This window comes from Microbacterium shaanxiense, assembly GCF_054779995.1.
In genome coordinates this window covers 18877-36141 of sequence record NZ_BAAGXE010000007.1, presented here as the reverse complement: position 1 = coordinate 36141, position 17265 = coordinate 18877, and the positions used below count along the sequence as shown (strand labels likewise).

Below are 17265 nucleotides of genomic sequence, written 5' to 3'. Positions count from 1 at the left end.
GAGATCATGAGCGACTTCACCGACCTCGAATTCGGCATCGACACCTTCGGAGACCTTCCACGCGACGACCGGGGTGCCGTCGTCTCCTACGCCGCGGCCATCCGCGCCACGGTGGCTGAAGCAGTGCTCGCCGACGACCTGGGTATCGAGGCGGTGGCGATCGGCGAGCATCACCGCCCCGAGTTCGCGATCTCCTCCCCCGAGACCGTACTGGCGGGAATCGCGACGGCGACCGAGCGCATCCGTCTCGGCTCCGGTGTCACCGTGTTGTCGTCGGACGACCCGGTACGGGTGTTCCAACGCTTCGCCACGCTCGACGCCCTCTCCGACGGACGCGCCGAGATCATCCTGGGGCGGGGCTCCTTCACCGAATCGTTCCCGCTGTTCGGCTATGACCTTACCGACTACGAGCTGCTCTTCGACGAGAAGATCGACCTGTTCCACGCCCTGCTGGATGAGAAGCCCGTCACCTGGGAGGGAACGACCCGCGCCGCGCTGCACGAGGCGGACGTCTTCCCGAAGACTGATTCCGGGCGGCTGCGCACGTGGGTGGGCGTCGGCGGATCGCCGCAGTCCGTGCTTCGCACCGCGCACTACGGATTCCGGCTCATGCTCGCCATCATCGGAGGCGCGCCTGCCCGTTTCGCACCGTATGTCGATCTGTACCGGCGGGCGACCGAGCAGCTGGGCACCACCGCCTACCCGGTGGGCATGCACTCCCCCGGATTCATCGCCGAGACCGATGAAGAGGCGATGGAGGCGTTCTACCCCGGGTACAAGGTGATCCGCGACCGCATCGGAGCGCTGCGCGGCTGGCCGCCGCTGCGTCGCTCCGAGTTCGAAGCGGACGTCGAGAGCGGATCGCTGTACGTCGGCTCGCCGGAGACGGTGGCGAGGAAGACGGCGGCAGCCATCCGCACGTTGGATGTCGGTCGGTTCGACCTCATCTACACCGCCGGCGGGGCCATGGCGGCGAGCGCGCGGCTTCGTGCCGTCGAGCTGTACGGCACGAAGGTGATCCCGATGGTGCGCGAACTGCTGGCGGAAGCGCCCGCGCAGTCCGCCGTCACCGGAGAGGCGTTCCGGCGATGATCGAGACGAACGGTGGCAGGCCGACCGTCGGCATCCTGGGAGCGGGCAAGGTCGGGACCGTACTGGCGCGCCTCGCGATCGCCGCGGGCTACCGCGTGCTCATCGCCGGATCCGGCGACCCAGAGCGGATCGCGCTCACGATCGATGTGCTCGCACCGGGCGCGATCCCCGTCGGTCCGGAAGATGCGGCCCGCGATGCAGACATCGTCGTGCTCGCGCTGCCGCTCGGCAAGTATCGCCATCTGCCGGCCGCGGAGCTCGAGGGCACGCTCGTGGTGGATGCCATGAACTACTGGTGGGAGACCGACGGAATACGAGACGACCTCAACGACCCTCGCACCTCGACGAGCGAGATCGTGCAGGAGTTCCTGCCGCAGTCGCGCGTCGTGAAGGCCCTGAACCACATGGGCTATCACGACCTCGAAGAGGAGGCTCGACCGGCAGGGGCGGACGGGCGCAAGGCCATCGCGATCGCGGGTGACCGGGAGGCCGACGTCGCGCGCGTCTCCGGGTTCGTCGACGCGCTGGGCTTCGATCCCCTCGTCGCGGGGCCGCTCGCCGCCGGTGTTCTGCTCGAGCCGGGTAAGCCCACTTTCGGCGCCGATCTCCCCGTCGACGAGCTGCGTGCGCTCATCGAGGTGGCCGCCGCGGAGCATTCACCCACGCGCGCTGCGAACTGATATCCAATTCGACGCCATCACGGCAGGGCGGGACTGCCCTCGTAATCGGCAAGGGGCGCCGCACCTGCCGTCGCGTACTCGAGCACGAGCAATCCGCTCTCGGTGGCGTCGTGCCTCACGAGGCGAAGCCCGGCATCCGCCGACGGATGCGAAAGCAGCCGACGCCCTTGCCCGATGATGACGGGCGCCACGGCCAGACGCAGGGTATCCACGAGGCCGGCGGCGAGCAGCGCGGAGGCGAGGCGAGAGCTGCCATGGATCTGGAGCTCGCCGCCGGGCAGACTCCTGAGCGACGTCACTGATTCGATGGGGTCGCCGCCGATAACCGTGGTCGGGTTCCACGAACCGCTGCGGAGTGTGTTGCTCACGACGTACTTCGGGAGGGCGTTCATGCGGGCGGTGAACGGGTCGGGTTCCGGAATGTGCGGCCAGTCCCGCGCGAACGCATCATAGGTGCGGCGTCCCAGGAGCAGACCGTCGGCGAGGTCCAGCCAATCGGATGCCGTCTTCACGAAGGCTTCGTCGAGGTAGGGCACGAACCACCCGCCGCGCGTGAAACCGTCGCTGGTGTCCTCCTCAGCCGATCCCGGCCCCTGGCTGACACCGTCGAGAGTGACGAACTGAGTGATGCTGATCCTCACTCTGCCGCGCCCCGCTCGACCAGGTCGGCGAGTGCTGCGGTGACCGATCCCCACCCGTCGAAGAAGCCCAACTCCTGGTGATGCGCACGAGCTGCAGGATCCCCGTGTCGCACGACGACCCGGTAGTCGGTGCCAACCGGATGCTCGTCGAGAACAATCTCCGCTGTCATCGCGACGGGTTCGGGCGAGGCCGGTCGCCAGGCACTGGTCACGGCGTTGGTGAACACCAGCCGCCGTTCGTTCTCGACGACGAGGAACACGGCGTCGGTATGGGGCACGAACTTCTCCCCGTCCTCGCTCATGCGGGTGACGAACCCTCCGCCCGGGCTGACGTCGAGCGCGTCGACGCGGGTGATCATCGGGGCTGGAATCCACCACTGTGCGAGCTGCGAGGGGTCGGTCCAGGCTCGCCAGATGTCAGCGGCGGATGCGCGGATGACGCGCTGCAGGGTGAGGTCGTAGTCGGGACCGATCTCGTTGACGGTCACGGTGTCTCCTTCGGGTTCGTGAGGAATTGCTCGAGGCGATCGGTGCGGCCCTCCCAGACGAGCCGCTGCTCGGCGAGCCACTCGTCGAGCAGTGCGAGTCGCTCACGGTTGAGCGTGCAGGTACGCACCCGCCCGGACTTCGCCGTGCGGATCAGTCCGCTGGACTCCAGCGTCCGCACATGCTTCAGGAAGGACGGCAGCGTGATCGCGAAAGGGCGCGCCAACTCTCCGACGCTCACCGGCCCGTGCCCCAGACGGCGGATGACCTCGCGCCTGGTGGGGTCGGCCAGTGCGATGAACACCTCGTCCAACGGTTGCGAATGGTTAGCCATGTGGAACAGTATTGCAAACACTTTGCCGTGAGGCAAACTATTCAGCCCAGGCCTTCGTAACCTTTCCGTGATCATTTACCTCGAGGACACGGTGACGTCACGCGCGGACGAAACCGTGGAGGTGTCCAGTGCTAACCACCTCCTAAGGAGATCAACCAATGCGCACTCGCACACTCACGCTGGCCGCCGCGGCCGGTATCGTCGGGCTCTCGCTCGTCGCCACCCCTGCCATCGCCGCCCAGCCGGAGAAGGTCTCAGTCATCACCACGGCGCACCGCGGCGCGATGGCCTACGCGCCGGAGAACACGCTCGCCGCATTCGAGGTCGGTATCGAGCAGAAGGCCACCTGGATCGAGTCGGACGTCCAGCTCAGCAAGGACGGGGTCGCCGTGCTCATGCACGACACCACGCTGACGCGCACCACGAACGTCGAAGAGGTCTTCCCGGACCGCGCGCCGTGGAAGGTCGCCGACTTCACGCTCGAGGAGATCAAGCAGCTCGATGCCGGATCGTGGTTCGGCGAGGAGTTCGCCGGCGAGCAGGTTCCCACGCTCGCGGAGATGGTGTCGCAGGTGCGGTCGAGCCGTTCGGGCATCATCATGGAGCTCAAGTCGCCCGAGCTGTATCCGGGTGTCGAGCAGGAGGTCATCGACGTCTTCGACTCGTTCCCCGGCTACGTCAACTCGGCTCTCGCCAGCGAGCGCCTCGCGGTTCAGAGCTTCAACTGGGAGTCGATGGCGACCTACGCCGAACTGCAGCCCCAGGTTCCGGTGGGTCTGCTCGGCACGGTTCCCGTCGCCGACCTCGCTGCGTACGGCGAGTGGGCCGACCAGGTCAACCCGAACTACGGCGCCGTGACGGCCGACTACGTCGACGCCGTGCACGACGCCGGCATGGTCATCAACACCTACACGGTCAACGAGGTCGCCGACATGGCGCGTCTGCTCGACTACGGCGTCGACGGGATCATCACCAACCGTCCCGACGTGCTCGAGAACCTGCTCGCTCAGCGCAACATCGAGAAGCGCTGACCGATCCTCACCAAGCGGCCCGCTCGATCTTCGGATCGGGCGGGCCGCCTCTCATGGTGCGGCGTCTTCACTTGCGCTGACGTGCTTGAGCACGCTGTCGATGATTGAGTGGTAGCAATAGACGACAAAGCGCTGGGAGGAACCAAGATCGAGATCGACGAGCCCCTGGTGGCCGAACTCATTTCGAAGCAGTTTCCACGCTGGAGCACGCTGCGCATTCGTGCGGTTCCGCAGCAGGGGTGGGACAACCGGACGTTTCGCCTGGGAGATGGCCTCTCCGTGCGGTTGCCCAGTGGAGAGGCCTATGCCGCGGCTGTCGAGAAAGAGCAGCGCGCGCTCGATTTCCTCGACGGGAAGCTTCCGATTCTTGTCCCCGGTGTCATGGCAGTCGGAGCGCCGACCCAGGAGTACCCGCTTCCCTGGTCGGTACGTCGATGGTTGCCCGGTGACACGATCGACGAGAATCCGCTCATCGATCGGGTCTCCTTGGCCGACGATCTGGGATCCGTGTTGCGCACACTGAGATCCCTCCCGACGGGTGCGGGCGCCCCAGCGGGACGACATTCCTTCTACCGTGGCTGTCACCCGAGCGTGTACAGCGATCAAGTGCAGATCGCCCTCGAACGTCTGGGAGACGACGTCGACGCGGAGCGGTGCCGAGAGATCTGGCTCGCTGCGACGACGTCTGCGTGGGAATCCGAGCCGGTCTGGTTTCACGGAGACGTTGCCACCGGCAACCTTCTTACAGACGAGGGGAGACTCTCGGCAGTCATCGATCTCGGCACATGCGGGATCGGCGACCCCGCATGTGATCTCGTCATCGCGTGGACCTACTTTGATGGCGAGGCGCGTGCGGCGTTTCGCGAGTCGGTCGCCCTCGATGATGCAACATGGCGACGCGCGCGAGGATGGGCCCTGTGGAAAGCACTTGCGACGATGTCGAACCAGTCCAGCTCAGACGCCGGGAGAACTCAGCAGCGTGTGCTGGCCGAAGTCCTCTCCACAGCGCCCTAGGTCGCCGGGTTCACCCGGAACCCTGGCTCAGTGTAGGTTCCGGACCTAGATGGCGAGGATCCGGCGGTTTCCGCGCTAGTTGGCATCGATCTTGAGCGCTGGATTCCACGCGAGATGGCGAAATCCTACATTCGCAAAAGCAGGCCGCTTCCAGCCACATCCGCGTCTGAGTTTCGCCGACCGAGACGAGGAGTTGTACGTAGAGCCGCACGCGGGCCGATAACAGATCTTGTGTCAGTACTCATTTGAGCCTCTCGGCAACGAGGGACGCGTGCCTCCTCAGAAGGTGCCATCGGGCAGTGCAGGGCTGGTCGCTCTCTCTGTGCGCGGTGCCCGTGGCCACCAATAGTCAAGTACTCGGCATTCACTGCCCTGAGGGACAATGCAGCTATGCGTCGTCTGAGGCCCCGAAGAACAAGCGCCCGATGGGGCAGAACGGCCCCCCATCGGGCGTCACCCATAGCGCGTCGCCGTAAGCGAGCGCGGGCTTGAGCACTCCGATCGCCGGGAGATCAGGCCAGCACCTTCCGCCTTCAGCCTCGCTGCGCTGGACGTGTTCCACCGTTGCGACCACAAGCTCTGCCGCCGTGGTCATTGGCAGGGCATAGCTGTCCGCGCCGATGGCGACAACGGCTTTCTGCTCCTGGACTCCGACGAGCCGCACGGGTGCTGCGGGGCGTCCTACCCACTCGAAATCTCGCAGTGCCAGGCGGACAGCGGCTTCCGCACGCACTAGCCGTCGAGTCGGCATGAAAGAGTCGACCGCAATTCGCGTCATAGTGTGCTCTGACGGGTGCATCGCCACCGATTCCTTCGTTGTGGACGGGGAGTTGCGATCGCCACTTGCAGGCGCTCGCCGGAGGCCAAGGCGTTGGGCGGCGCCGAAGGCCCGACACCGCCCAACGACCCATGCTGCTAGATCCGCGCCCGCCGACGTATTGCGAGCAGCCCGCCCAGCGCAAGAAGGATCACCGAGGAACCAATCAACAGGAACGGTGCGGCACCACCAGTCGACGCGAGACCAGTGTGGCCTCCCGGCGTGATCGGGGCACCGGGTGTTACCGGCGGCACCTCGGTGACGGTCACTGTCTGCTCCGTCGAGTCGATATCCTCATGCGTGGCCACCAGCGTGCCCTCCGCATCGTATAGACGCTCGAACACGACAAGAGTGGAACCGGCGTGACCCGCCGGAACCGTGAACAGGACCTCGACGGTGCCGTTCGCAGTGGCCGGGGTGAAGGTCATCTCACCGGTGATGCCGGTGCCCTCGCCCGTGGTCTTGTCCATCAGCTCACCACGCACCGTGTACTCGGTACCGGGGATCAGATTCTCGAACGAGACGACATCGATGATCGTGCCGCCCGCAGCGGGCAGCACCTTGTCACCATCAGCCTGATCCGTCGCGCTCGTACCCAGCACCGGAACAAGCGGCACCTCGGTGACGGTCACTGTCTGCTCCGTCGAGTCGATATCCTCATGCGTGGCCACCAGCGTGCCCTCCGCATCGTATAGACGCTCGAACACGACAAGAGTGGAACCGGCGTGACCCGCCGGAACCGTGAACAGGACCTCGACGGTGCCGTTCGCAGTGGCCGGGGTGAAGGTCATCTCACCGGTGATGCCGGTGCCCTCGCCCGTGGTCTTGTCCATCAGCTCACCACGCACCGTGTACTCGGTACCGGGGATCAGATTCTCGAACGAGACGACATCGATGATCGTGCCGCCCGCAGCGGGCAGCACCTTGTCACCATCAGCCTGATCCGTCGCGCTCGTACCCAGCACCGGAACAAGCGGCACCTCCGCGGCGAGAGAGATGGTGTCGCTGATCGGCGTGTTGTCAACGAGGACCATGTTCTGCGGGCGGCTCGCCGACGACCAAGTGATTGGCTCGCGCATCATCACCGTGGCGGCAGGCGCGCTCAGCGACACTTCCAACTCGGCGCTGGTGTTCATGATCGTGCCGGGGATGGAGAATCGCCCGTCCACGTCAGTCGTCACCGTCATGGCGGGGACGTCCAGCCCCTCGAAGTGCGACACGTCCACCACGCGCGCGGGAATCGGGGTGCCGTTGATCGTGCGCAGGGCCCCGGTGATTTCGACCGCATCACCGACGTGAAGCCCCGAAGGCGCAGGATCGAAATCGATGACCCACTCGCCACCATACAGACCGGCCTCAGTGAGCATCTGGTCGTAGATCCCGTGGACTGCCTCGGTCTGCTGTCCCGTCCCATTCGGGTCAGCGTTCGCATCGAAGAAGCCCAGCGGCCAGCTCGGATCATACTCACTCGGAATCGCATTGGTCATGTCATGGATGACGACCGAGGCAGCAGCGGCATGATCGTCGGCGTTCTTTCCGATCTGGTTGATGACGACGTCGCTCGCGGTTGAAACGACGTAGGCAAGCGTCTGCATATCAGCGGCGGAGAGCGGCGTGCCGTCCTCCTTGGTGAGCGGCACGGGTTGACCATACCCGTCAGCGAAGATGGGCTCAGGTTCCCAGATGGATGCGCACCATGCCTCGACGCCGTCAGGCATCCGGTAGGTACCCTCCCAGTTCGGTGTTCCGTTGGTGCCGGGCCACAGGTAGCCGCGCACCTCGCCGTTCGCGCCGTCCGCCGCTGCCGGTAGGGCAGCTCCCATGGCGGCTCCGGCGCCGGCCAAAGTGGCGGCCAGAACCGCGGCGGTCACTTTCTTTCGTGCCATTCTCATTGTCGTCCCCTTCGTCGTTTTGAATGCGCTTCAGCGCCGCGGGACCAGAGACATCGGGCGGTCTCCACTGGTCCCAGACGTTCGGCCGCGTGTGATGGTTCGCACATCGCACAGCAAGCTCCCTGTCTGCATGGACGAGGGGCTCGCCCACATCTGACAGCGAGCCCAGCTCGCACCGCGGCAGATCGTGCTCAGTCGCTCGTCATTCGTTTGAGCCTCAGTGAACAAGCTCACTGTTGTGGGACGAGGAGCAGCATGCAGAACAACGGAACGGATCAGGAGAACCGGGCACACCATGTGGCGGCGCTGGCAGCCGGGGTCCTTTCGCTGGCAGCGGTCTTCACTATCCGAGGTGGCGTTGGCGAGTATCTCGCACTCGTCGCCATCGGGGTGACTGCCGCTGTGCTCGGACACCGTGCGGTTCTCCGGCGGGGCGCGTTGCGCGGGCTCGCGATCGTCGGCCTCGTCATCTCCTACGTCGAGCTTCTTGCAGCACTCGGACTGCTCCTGCTTCGCGCGACCGGGTGGTCTCAAGCAGGGTCTGCATGACGCTGTGATGCGAGTTCGATGAGCGTGTCGCCGGCGCCACACCGGAGAACATAACGTTGGGCTGCTAGATCGCCGCAATGGTTCCGACGTACGTCAGCGTGCCCGCACCGAAAATCACGGCGCCGGTGGCTACAGCGGCGAGAGACCAGGATAGGACGTAGGGGCAACTGATCGGCGCGGAACTATCCGCCGGGGTGAGCTCGATTGTCACGGTCGCAGTGAGATGCGTCGGCCGCTGGAGGCTCGCCGCAGCGGTGTAGGTACCGTTCGGAAACCTGATATCTCGGAAAGTGCCAGCCGGCAGATCCGCGACTGTCCCAATCGTGATCGGCAGCGACTCTTCCCCGACCGCCATGTGAGTCGTGCCGCTGCTCATGGTCAACGTGTAGGTGACCGAGATCATCGCTGCGGCGCCAAAGTCCATGGGCACGAGAGCGGTCGTATCAACGCGGACCGTACCGGCGCTCAGACGGATTTCCCCGATGGTCCCGATAACAGGCAGTGACGTGCTCACCTGCGGGATCGCTTGCACTGCTGGCCGCACTCCCACGGGACACGCCAGGGGGATGCTCGACGCTGCGGCCACGGGGACGGCGACGGCAGCCGCGATGACAGACGGTGCCCAAGCGGCTCCGATCACGACTTTCCGACGCGTAGGCCAGTCGCGCCCAGGCGCCCGCCTTACCTCGCTCTCAGCGACCACAGGTGTCTCCCCTCGCAGCCGCCGGACAGCCGCGACATAGAGACGACCGAGTGCTCGCTTTCTGGCCTCCACGTCAGGGCGCCGAAGCGAAGCGCGCATAAGCGATCCACGTGCGCGACTGGACCGGCCGCGGTGGCGTCGGAAGCCGTCACCGCGCTGTCATCGGCAAAATGGCCGCAGCACGTCTTCTGCTGCAGGTGCCCTTTTGCTCATGAGGACTCATACTGACGCCCGTGACCAGTCGAACACTTTGCCGGAACCGGTCTGGGGGATTCGCTCCCCCAGACCGACCTTCACCGTAGAAGTTGGTGAATGCTCGCAGCGGGACCGACCCGCCACAGTTCCTCCGCGCTTACCGTCGAACGGAGGAAGCCCGAGACTCGCGCCATGCAGAGCGCGTTAGGAATGACGATGACTCGACCGAAATCTCGCGCCCGGACCCCCAGCAACCGTGAGAACAGACGAGCGGCATTCGTGGCGAAGACGCTGCGGGAGCGCGTGTGACGAATCGTCTTGGCCGCACTCTGCCCGATCGCCAAGATTGCTCACTCGCTGCCGGACGCTCCTTCCGGGTGGCTATGAAGGATCGTCGGACCTGAGGTCCGTACTGCAATCGGGCACCGTTTCGGGCCTCGCGTCGGAGTTCTCTCCCGGTGCGCGAGCATCCGGTGCGCGGGCATCGTCGAGTTGCGTTCCGCTGAGGAGACCTGGGATGCCCCGGCCGCCCTTGGTCGTGAAAACAAGCACGATGGCAACAACCAGGAACGCTCCCGCCGCGAGCGACCACGGTCGGGGAAGTGATGCGAGAAGAGGGTACGCGCTGATTCCCCCCACCCAACGAAGGCCCCTTCTCAGCGTGACCGGCAGTGGGCCGCCGGAGTAACGCAGCTGAACGGCCAGATCACCGACCGATCGGCCCGTCGAGATGATGATGACCAACCACAAGGCGGCGGGGACCACTGGCGTGGTCAGTACGATCAGGCCGCTGTCGAGCGCATTGGATGAGCCCTCGGCAACGTAGCTCATCGACACGTGCGTGCCGATAGCCACCACGGCCGAGGCGAACGCGAAGATCAGGGCGTCACACAGCATGGCGAGCAGACGACGCCCTTTCGTGACGGGGCGCGGCACACCGGCATCCACGAGCTGCGCCATGCCGCGGTAGCGGTCGGGCACGATGAGAGATAGCAGCGCTCCGATGGCAGCTCCGGTCGTGTTCGTCATCACATCATCGACGTCGAACACTCGATAGGCGCACGGGTACATCCCCCACACGCCCGTGAGCTGAGTGGTTTCGATGAAGAACGAGACGCCGAGCCCGATGAGCAATGCCGTTACAACACCCCGGCCACCTAGGACGCGTACGAAGAAACCCAGCGGCATGAACAGCAGAACGTTGAGGCCCAGCTGAAGAACCGCAGGATCGGTCAGCGTGTTACCGGGGCGGGCGATCGCGCTGCGGATGTCATTGACGAATTCGAACAGGTTCAAGTTTGAGTTCGCGCAGGTGAGGTCAGCGACAGATGGGAGCGGCAGCAGTGTGTAGGTCCAGATCGCGAGGAAGTACACCAGAGCCGCGGCCCACAGCACGAAACGACCAAGGCTCAGCCCGCCACGCCTGCGAAAGCTGATCGTGACGAACGGAACGAAAAGCGCGAGACCGATGACCACGCCTAGTACGACCGCTGTGCCCCCGAGGATGATCGGTTCTCTCATAGCGTCATCTTCTCTCTGACGGGGACTACGGACAGACGCGGCACCAGATGACGGGACCGCTCGAGATCCTTCGCAACGGCGTCCAGCAGCGGAGCGCCACCAACAGGACGATGCCTGAAATGCGGTCCCCGCAAGCGCTACTCCGCGCGGGACCACACCGCCGATCGCCGACGAGGAAGCTCGGTCACATACGTGGTAACTCGTATATGCGCGCTCAGTGAATACGGAGATCGGGCTCGGACAGGACGGCGGCGCTTCCGAGCCCGGCTAGCCTCGGTCCGCGCGCAACGTCGGTGTGGCGCCCGGAGGTTTCCATGCCTGTGAGGTCTCCGCCCTTCGACCACGGGACGGGAAAAGATGACGTGCCACCCTAGCGAAACGCTCCAGCCTCGACGCTGGACCGACTCCGACAGAGCGAAGCCTGCGGCCCGAACTCTCTGCGCCCGATGAGGAGCAGTGCAGCGCCGATGAGGCTTGCCGTCGTCACGCGGATCTATCGCCCGGAGCCTGCGGCAGCCTCCATCTTCCTCGGTGCGGTGGTGGATTCCGCGCTGGGCAGGGGCATGCTCGTCGACGTCTACACGGCGTCACCGCCTCGGGGGACGCCGTCGCAGACACGGGGTGAGCGCGTGCGGAGCTGGCCCGTCCTGCGCGACTCGACGGGATACGTGCGCGGCTACACGGGCTACGTGAGTTTCGACGTTCCCCTGTTCTTCCGGCTGCTCTTCGGTCCTCGGCCGGATGCTGTCCTCGTCGAGCCGCCGCCGACATCCGGGGCTGTCGTGCGAGCGGTATGCGCATTGCGCCGCATCCCCTATGTCTACGATGCGGCGGACATCTGGTCCGACGCCGTTCAGCTCGAGCCGGTGCCCGGGGTGGTGGTTCGTGTGCTGCGGGCGGTCGAGCAGTTCGCACTTCGCGGCGCGGCGCACATCGTGACGGTCTCGCAGGGTGTCGTCGGCAGAATCCGTGCGCTCGGTTCCGGTGCTCCCGCCACGGTGACCGGCTTCGGGGCGGATGCCACTCAGTTCACCTATCTCGAGATGCCGGCCGAGAAGCTCTTCGTGTACGCGGGCAGCTACTCGCCGTATCACGGAGCCGACATCCTCGTCGACGGTTTCGCACGCGTCTCGGAGCAGCACCCCGGCTACGTGCTGAGGTTCATCGGCAACGGCGCCTCGCGTGACGCCGTGGAGGAGCGGGCACGCGAGCTCGGCGTGTTCTCACAGGTCGAATTCCTCCAGCCCGTGACGCCCTCCGCCCTTCTGCCTCACCTGAACGCGGCAGTTGCGAGTCTCGCCACCATCAAGCCGGAGACGGTGTACGAGTACTCGTATGCGTCCAAGGCGTTCTCCTCCTTCATGACCGGCTGTCCGGTCATCTTCGCGGGGTCCGGCCCGACCATCGATCTCATCGACGAGGCGAAAGCCGCAGGGGTTCGCGCCGGCGCTGCATGCGCCTATGACGCCGAGGCCATCGCCGCCCAGCTGGTCGAGTCGGTCGAGTCGCTGACCTCCGCGGAGGAGCGTCGAGACCTCGCCCGGTGGGCGTCGCGGAATCACTCGCTGCAGGCCGTCGCGGATCGTGTCGTCGACGTCATCTCGGCCACCGCTTCCGGGGTCGGAACGTGAGCGGCCCCCTCGACTTCTCCCTGCGGTCCTACGCGGAGACGCTGGACGCCTACGTCGCCGAAGGATATGCGGTCTCGAGCTTCGAGAACTATCTCGACGCTCCACGCGAGCGACATCTCATCCTTCGCCACGACATCGACAACAGCATCGAGCTGGCGGTCCGAGTGGCGCGGATCGATTCACGACACGGGTGCACGTCGAGTTTCTTCATCCGTGTGCATGCGCACGGCTACAACCCGTTGAGCCTTCCCTCGCTGCTGGCGATACGCGAGATCGAGGAACTCGGACATGAAGTGCAGCTCCACCTCGAAGGCGGCCTGCGAGAGTGGCTCGGGTCGAGCAACCTCGACTGGGCCCACCGGCAGCGAACGATCTTCGAGGCTGCGGTCGGGCGCCCGATCGGTGGCCTGAGCCTTCATGAGCCGGCACGGATGGGGGGCTCCTCCTTCGCGGACGAACTGGTGCGCGAGTGGGGCCTCCGCTACCACGCCTATGAGGAGCGGTTCATGAACCCCTCCATGAAGTACCTCAGCGATTCGAGCGGACGATGGCGTGAGGGTCACTTCGGGTCGTGGGTCGGCAGGGAGCCTCTCATGCATGTGCTCACGCACCCCTTCTGGTGGTACGAGAGAGTTCCCGCCGAGAACTACTAGACCGGCACACGAGCGAACGGCAGGACCATGAGGCGAGATCACGACAGAGCCAGCGAGCAGCCCCGCGACCCCAAAACGCACTCGCGCCGCGACTTCTTCAAAGCGGGCGGGATCGCAGCCATCGCCGGAGGCCTGGGAGCCGCGGGCGGCGCGGCTGCCGGCGCAGCCATCGGCTATCGCGACGGATTCGCCGCGGGCGCCGATGACTTCGTGGGGCTCCAGCCCCGGTCTGCGCCGGGCTTCGACCACATGGTCGTGGTGATGGGTGAGAACCGAGCATTCGACAACCTGCTCGGCTGGCTGTATACGCCGGAGACTCTCCCGACCGGCGCCCAGTTCGACGGGCTGGCGTTCGGCGACTACTCGAACACCGCTCCGGACGGGACCGTCATCCCCGCTCATGTCTACAACGGCGACACCGACAAGGTGATGGGGTACCCCAACCCCGACCCCGGGGAGGAGTTCCCGCACGTCAACACACAGCTGTTCGACCATGTCGAGCCACAGGGCAACGAACACCTGTGGGTCGAAGAGATGACCCATCCCTTCAATCGGCCGGGTTCCACCGAAACTCCGACGAATTCGGGTTTCGTGCACGACTACTTCATCAACTACCGGCGACTGAAGAAAGGCGTCGAGCCGCAAACCGACGACCTTCGACACATCATGGGCGGCTTCTCTCCCGAGATGCTGCCGGTGCTCTCGACGCTCGCCCGCGAGTTCGCCGTGTTCGATCATTGGTTCTGCGCTGTGCCGTCGCAGACGTTTTGCAACCGGTCCTTCTTCCACGCATCCACGTCGCACGGCTTCGTGACCAACAAACACGGCGGCGGCTACGGCAAGTGGATCGACGCTCCGGAGGCGCCCACGATCTTCAACCGGCTCGAGGACGCGGGGCTGAGTTGGCGGATCTACTTCGATGAGCTCCAGCTCGTCTCCTTCACCGGGGTGCTGCACGCTCCCGTCCTGGAGAAGTACTGGAAGAGCGACCACTTCGCGACGATGGACCAGTTCTACAAGGATGTGGCGAACGGCGATCTCCCGGCGTACGCCTTCATCGAGCCACGGATGGCGTACAACCACAACGACTTCCACCCGCCGTTCGGGGTCCTTCGGGAGAGTGAGGTCGACGGGGTGCAGGTGGTCGACAGCGCTGTCTCCGATGTGCGCGCCGGCGAGGCCCTGATCCATGACATCTACATGTCGATCAAGAACTCCGCGTCGGCGACAGGATCCAACGCCGTGAACACCATGCTCTTGATCACGTTCGATGAGCACGGCGGCACCTACGACCATGTCCCCCCGCCCGCGGGCGAACCTCCCCACGCGGACGCCGAAGCGGGTGAGATGGACTTCTCCTTCGATCGTCTCGGATGCCGCGTGCCCGCGATCGCCGTGTCCGCCTACACGCGTCGCGGCACGGTCATCAACGATGAGATGCATCATGGTTCGGTCATAAAGACGCTCAGCACGCTGCATGGGCTGGAGCCGTTGACCCGACGCGACGCCGGCGCGAACGACCTGTTGTCGATCGTGAACCTCGACGCTCCGCGCCATCCGGACGATTGGCCGACGACGGTGCCGCAGTGGACCCCCGCCAACCCGCAGGAAGCCCCGCCGCACCCCGGACACGCTCACAAGGACAAGCCGCTGAGCCCGCCTGCCCGCGGCCTGATCGGGCTCCTGCAGGCGCGGTTCGGACATCACGATGCGCCCGAGCCTCAGACCTACGCCGACGCGTACGAGCAGCTGCACAAGCACGGCTCGAATCTCATGGGCGCGTAAGACCCCGACGACCGGGGGCTCTCCCTCCCCAGCATCCCTTTCCCCGCCAGCCCGCACACACCTACCGTCGCAGCCGGGTAACTCGAGAGCAGAGATCGCGTCGCCCCGCCTCAATCCGCCCGCCACCGGACCCCCGCAGTCCCCAACCGATGCGGAAGGCTCGGTGTTCGTGAATTCCAAACACGGGCAGATTGGTAGCCCTGAATCGTCTATCGAATGAGCCCGGCATCCATGGGCTCACTCCGGACGCCCTTCGTGTTCGGAGGCCGGGCCCGACACTCCTTCGCTCCCTGGACGGCCCGTGGGGGAGGCGGTCGTGGGGACCCCCTCCCCCAACTACATTCCTCGATGCGAGGCGCGGACGAACCTTCAAAGAAGCAAAACTGCCCTCTTGCTCGCTCTACGGATGCGCTGGTCTTCGTCGGTGTAGCAGGAGCGGTCCTCGCGCCCGCGAGCGCGCCGACCGCGGCCGCCTCGTTCACCGTGTCTGAGACTTCGACCGTTGGAAGGATCGCGACCGCAGTGTCCCTCTGTGAGAAGAAGTAAGGCGTGGACAGGTGGGACGCTTCACGAACGACGTCAGGGGGAATCCAGAACGGTGGCCAACTCTCGCCGGAGTCAACGAATCCCCCGGACCGTGAGCGGCCGGGGGATTCGTCTCGCGATCAGCAGCTGAAGGCGAAGACGTTCGTGATCTGACCGACGTGGTCGGGCGCGGCATCGGTCCAGTTGCCAACTGCGGTGAGTTGAAGGTCCGGGCTGATCGAGCCGACTGCGGTGTTCCACGCGCTGACGATCAGCGGTCCAGCGACCGGGATGACCCCGAGGCCCTGGATGAACGTGTTGAGGGCTGCGTATCCGGGTACACCCGTCACATTCGGCGGGACGAGGGCCCCGAAGTAGCCCCAGTACGTCTGGTCGCCTGGCACGAGGCCGGTGAGCGTCAGATCACGTTGGATGTCCCAGGTGCAGCTCAGGGTGACGGTCTGGTTGAGTCCCGAGCCAGAGTAGGTGCGTGTGAACGTGGGCGGAGAAAGGTAGTCGAGAAGGTTCGACGGCGTCACCCAAAGATCGCCACCGACCTTCGGCCCATTGGCGGCGAGCGCCGCGGGAACGAGAACCGCCGCAACGATCGCGCTCGCATACGCCAGCGAGAATCCGCCGAACGCAAGGTCGGCACCGGGGACAAGCGTCGGGTCAACCGTCCCGACCAGCGGAACGCTCGGCGCGGGGAGCGTCATGCTCCACGTGCCGGTCGCGGTCTCCGTGATCGTCAGCACAGCAGGGATCGGTTCGGTCGGCGAGTCTGCGACGACCCGGAAGCCCGGCGCGAGAAGGCCTGTACCACCGGCATCGAGCACGCAATCGCCAGAGATGCGCACGTTCCACGGATCCAGAACGCTTGCTGCTGCGAGCGGTGTCGCGACGGCCGCGGCGATGACCGGAACGGACCAGGCAGCGGCCTTGACGACGGTACGACGTTTGAAACTACGCCCCTCGCTCTGAGGCCCTTCGGCCTGGATGTCTTGATTACTCATACTTCTCCCCTATCGCCGGATCTGAGATCCGGCCTCTCCGGGTTGCCCGGAAGCAACATTTCGTCAGCGGCAATCACCACCGCCTCGCCGAGCAGGATGCGAAGCGTTCGCGCACACACGACAACGCCTCACAATGGAGATGTTTCTGCTCGATCCTGCGATGTTCTGGCGCGAAATGACGCCGCCGCTACCGAACAAGCCGCGTGGCACTTCGCGTTGGGGTTGTTCATTTCGAAGAGGACAACGGCCATCCTCGAGCTGTCACCGTCGGGCGCTGCGCTTCTCGGGCTGGCAGGACAGAGCCGGGAGCGACGAGAGCGCGGTCGTCCGTCATCTATAGAATGCGGCGATGATGGCCCTACGAACCAATATCCGAAGCGGTTTCGCCGTCTCTGCGGTCGGGGTGGGCGGCCTCGCCCTCATCGTCGCTGTGGGGACAGTTGCGCTTTTCGCCGTTCCCGAAATGGGAATGGCAATCTTGAGCACGACACTCCTTGGCGGAATCACCACGGCAGTGCTGGTGGTCACCGGGGCCGTTCTGACGGTGATCGCGTTCCTACGTCATGAACCCCGCGGGTTAGCCATCACCGCGGCGGTTCTGGCGGTCCTCGCTGCCGTCACCGCACTCGGAGGCGTCACCACAGTATTCGGCTTCGGCGGGCTCTCCTGATATCTTCGCCCTGACGTGTCGCCTGCATTTCTT

General features: G+C 65.3%; 16 protein-coding genes. 9 read left to right on the top strand and 7 right to left on the bottom strand.

What is annotated here, in order from left to right; all coding sequences use genetic code 11:
• Positions 1-6 precede the first annotated feature (6 nt).
• Positions 7-1092 carry an LLM class flavin-dependent oxidoreductase gene (locus ACYVG2_RS18385; RefSeq protein ID WP_460782308.1) on the top strand — a complete coding sequence of 362 codons (1086 nt, stop codon included), beginning with the start codon at positions 7-9 and terminating at the stop codon, positions 1090-1092.
• A complete protein-coding gene (locus ACYVG2_RS18380) occupies positions 1089-1772 on the top strand; it encodes an NADPH-dependent F420 reductase (RefSeq protein ID WP_460782307.1) in 684 nt (227 codons plus the stop codon). The genes ACYVG2_RS18385 and ACYVG2_RS18380 overlap by 4 nt, the downstream gene beginning before the upstream one ends.
• A gap of 17 nt (positions 1773-1789) precedes the next feature.
• On the opposite strand, the gene ACYVG2_RS18375 is transcribed toward ACYVG2_RS18380, so the two are convergent.
• The 3 genes from ACYVG2_RS18375 to ACYVG2_RS18365 are packed head-to-tail and all read right to left on the bottom strand — an operon-like array spanning position 1790 to position 3233.
• Complete coding sequence (locus ACYVG2_RS18375; RefSeq protein ID WP_460782306.1) at positions 1790-2413, bottom strand: dihydrofolate reductase family protein; 624 nt, start codon at positions 2411-2413, stop codon at positions 1790-1792.
• Positions 2410-2901 (bottom strand): SRPBCC domain-containing protein, encoded by a 492-nt coding sequence (locus ACYVG2_RS18370; RefSeq protein ID WP_460782305.1) that lies wholly within the window; start codon positions 2899-2901, stop codon positions 2410-2412. The genes ACYVG2_RS18375 and ACYVG2_RS18370 overlap by 4 nt, the downstream gene beginning before the upstream one ends.
• Positions 2898-3233, bottom strand: a complete 336-nt coding sequence (locus ACYVG2_RS18365; protein WP_460782304.1) for an ArsR/SmtB family transcription factor — start codon at positions 3231-3233, stop codon at positions 2898-2900. The genes ACYVG2_RS18370 and ACYVG2_RS18365 overlap by 4 nt, the downstream gene beginning before the upstream one ends.
• Positions 3234-3391: 158 nt before the next feature.
• Here ACYVG2_RS18365 and ACYVG2_RS18360 point away from each other — a divergent pair, with 158 nt between their 5' ends.
• Both ACYVG2_RS18360 and ACYVG2_RS18355 read left to right on the top strand, forming a co-directional pair.
• Positions 3392-4264 carry a glycerophosphodiester phosphodiesterase gene (locus ACYVG2_RS18360; RefSeq protein ID WP_460782303.1) on the top strand — a complete coding sequence of 291 codons (873 nt, stop codon included), beginning with the start codon at positions 3392-3394 and terminating at the stop codon, positions 4262-4264.
• 168 nt (positions 4265-4432) lie between these two features.
• Positions 4433-5278, top strand: coding sequence for an aminoglycoside phosphotransferase family protein (locus ACYVG2_RS18355; RefSeq protein ID WP_460782302.1), 846 nt, complete (start codon positions 4433-4435; stop codon positions 5276-5278).
• 915 nt (positions 5279-6193) lie between these two features.
• Here the strand turns inward: ACYVG2_RS18355 and ACYVG2_RS18350 are convergent.
• Positions 6194-7987 (bottom strand): VaFE repeat-containing surface-anchored protein, encoded by a 1794-nt coding sequence (locus ACYVG2_RS18350; protein ID WP_460782301.1) that lies wholly within the window; start codon positions 7985-7987, stop codon positions 6194-6196.
• Between the two features lie 255 nt (positions 7988-8242).
• Here ACYVG2_RS18350 and ACYVG2_RS18345 point away from each other — a divergent pair, with 255 nt between their 5' ends.
• Positions 8243-8536 (top strand): hypothetical protein, encoded by a 294-nt coding sequence (locus tag ACYVG2_RS18345; protein WP_460782300.1) that lies wholly within the window; start codon positions 8243-8245, stop codon positions 8534-8536.
• A 64-nt stretch (positions 8537-8600) separates the two neighbouring features.
• Here the strand turns inward: ACYVG2_RS18345 and ACYVG2_RS18340 are convergent, their stop codons facing one another.
• Both ACYVG2_RS18340 and ACYVG2_RS18335 read right to left on the bottom strand, forming a co-directional pair.
• A complete protein-coding gene (locus ACYVG2_RS18340) occupies positions 8601-9050 on the bottom strand; it encodes a hypothetical protein (protein WP_460782299.1) in 450 nt (149 codons plus the stop codon).
• 765 nt (positions 9051-9815) lie between these two features.
• On the bottom strand, positions 9816-10910 hold the full coding sequence (locus ACYVG2_RS18335) for a VanZ family protein (RefSeq protein WP_460782298.1): 1095 nt from the start codon (positions 10908-10910) through the stop codon (positions 9816-9818).
• 512 nt (positions 10911-11422) lie between these two features.
• On the opposite strand from ACYVG2_RS18335, the gene ACYVG2_RS18330 reads away from it, so the two are divergent.
• From ACYVG2_RS18330 to ACYVG2_RS18320, 3 genes are read left to right on the top strand one after another with little or no spacing between them, the layout of a single operon-like run.
• Positions 11423-12586, top strand: coding sequence for a glycosyltransferase (locus ACYVG2_RS18330; protein ID WP_460782297.1), 1164 nt, complete (start codon positions 11423-11425; stop codon positions 12584-12586).
• Positions 12583-13239, top strand: a complete 657-nt coding sequence (locus tag ACYVG2_RS18325; protein ID WP_460782296.1) for a GCN5 family acetyltransferase — start codon at positions 12583-12585, stop codon at positions 13237-13239. The genes ACYVG2_RS18330 and ACYVG2_RS18325 overlap by 4 nt, the downstream gene beginning before the upstream one ends.
• Positions 13240-13266: 27 nt before the next feature.
• Complete coding sequence (locus ACYVG2_RS18320) at positions 13267-15024, top strand: alkaline phosphatase family protein (RefSeq protein ID WP_460782295.1); 1758 nt, start codon at positions 13267-13269, stop codon at positions 15022-15024.
• Between the two features lie 665 nt (positions 15025-15689).
• On the opposite strand, the gene ACYVG2_RS18315 is transcribed toward ACYVG2_RS18320, so the two are convergent.
• The gene (locus ACYVG2_RS18315) at positions 15690-16562 is read right to left on the bottom strand and encodes a hypothetical protein (protein WP_460782294.1); all 873 of its coding nucleotides are present in this window, start codon (positions 16560-16562) and stop codon (positions 15690-15692) included.
• 349 nt (positions 16563-16911) lie between these two features.
• Between ACYVG2_RS18315 and ACYVG2_RS18310 the strand changes: the two genes are divergently transcribed.
• On the top strand, positions 16912-17232 hold the full coding sequence (locus tag ACYVG2_RS18310) for a hypothetical protein (RefSeq protein ID WP_460782293.1): 321 nt from the start codon (positions 16912-16914) through the stop codon (positions 17230-17232).
• Positions 17233-17265 lie beyond the last annotated feature (33 nt).

What these genes read in the sequence shown, in the direction of transcription:
- ACYVG2_RS18385 (WP_460782308.1), top strand. Translation starts at nt 7, where the DNA reads ATGAGCGACTTCACCGACCTCGAATTCGGCATCGACACCTTCGGAGAC.
- ACYVG2_RS18350 (WP_460782301.1), bottom strand. Translation starts at nt 7,987, where the DNA reads ATGAGAATGGCACGAAAGAAAGTGACCGCCGCGGTTCTGGCCGCCACT.
- ACYVG2_RS18320 (WP_460782295.1), top strand. Translation starts at nt 13,267, where the DNA reads ATGAGGCGAGATCACGACAGAGCCAGCGAGCAGCCCCGCGACCCCAAA.
- ACYVG2_RS18310 (WP_460782293.1), top strand. Translation starts at nt 16,912, where the DNA reads ATGATGGCCCTACGAACCAATATCCGAAGCGGTTTCGCCGTCTCTGCG.
- ACYVG2_RS18360 (WP_460782303.1), top strand. Translation starts at nt 3,392, where the DNA reads ATGCGCACTCGCACACTCACGCTGGCCGCCGCGGCCGGTATCGTCGGG.
- ACYVG2_RS18345 (WP_460782300.1), top strand. Translation starts at nt 8,243, where the DNA reads ATGCAGAACAACGGAACGGATCAGGAGAACCGGGCACACCATGTGGCG.
- ACYVG2_RS18365 (WP_460782304.1), bottom strand. Translation starts at nt 3,233, where the DNA reads ATGGCTAACCATTCGCAACCGTTGGACGAGGTGTTCATCGCACTGGCC.
- ACYVG2_RS18380 (WP_460782307.1), top strand. Translation starts at nt 1,089, where the DNA reads ATGATCGAGACGAACGGTGGCAGGCCGACCGTCGGCATCCTGGGAGCG.
- ACYVG2_RS18315 (WP_460782294.1), bottom strand. Translation starts at nt 16,562, where the DNA reads ATGAGTAATCAAGACATCCAGGCCGAAGGGCCTCAGAGCGAGGGGCGT.
- ACYVG2_RS18330 (WP_460782297.1), top strand. Translation starts at nt 11,423, where the DNA reads ATGAGGCTTGCCGTCGTCACGCGGATCTATCGCCCGGAGCCTGCGGCA.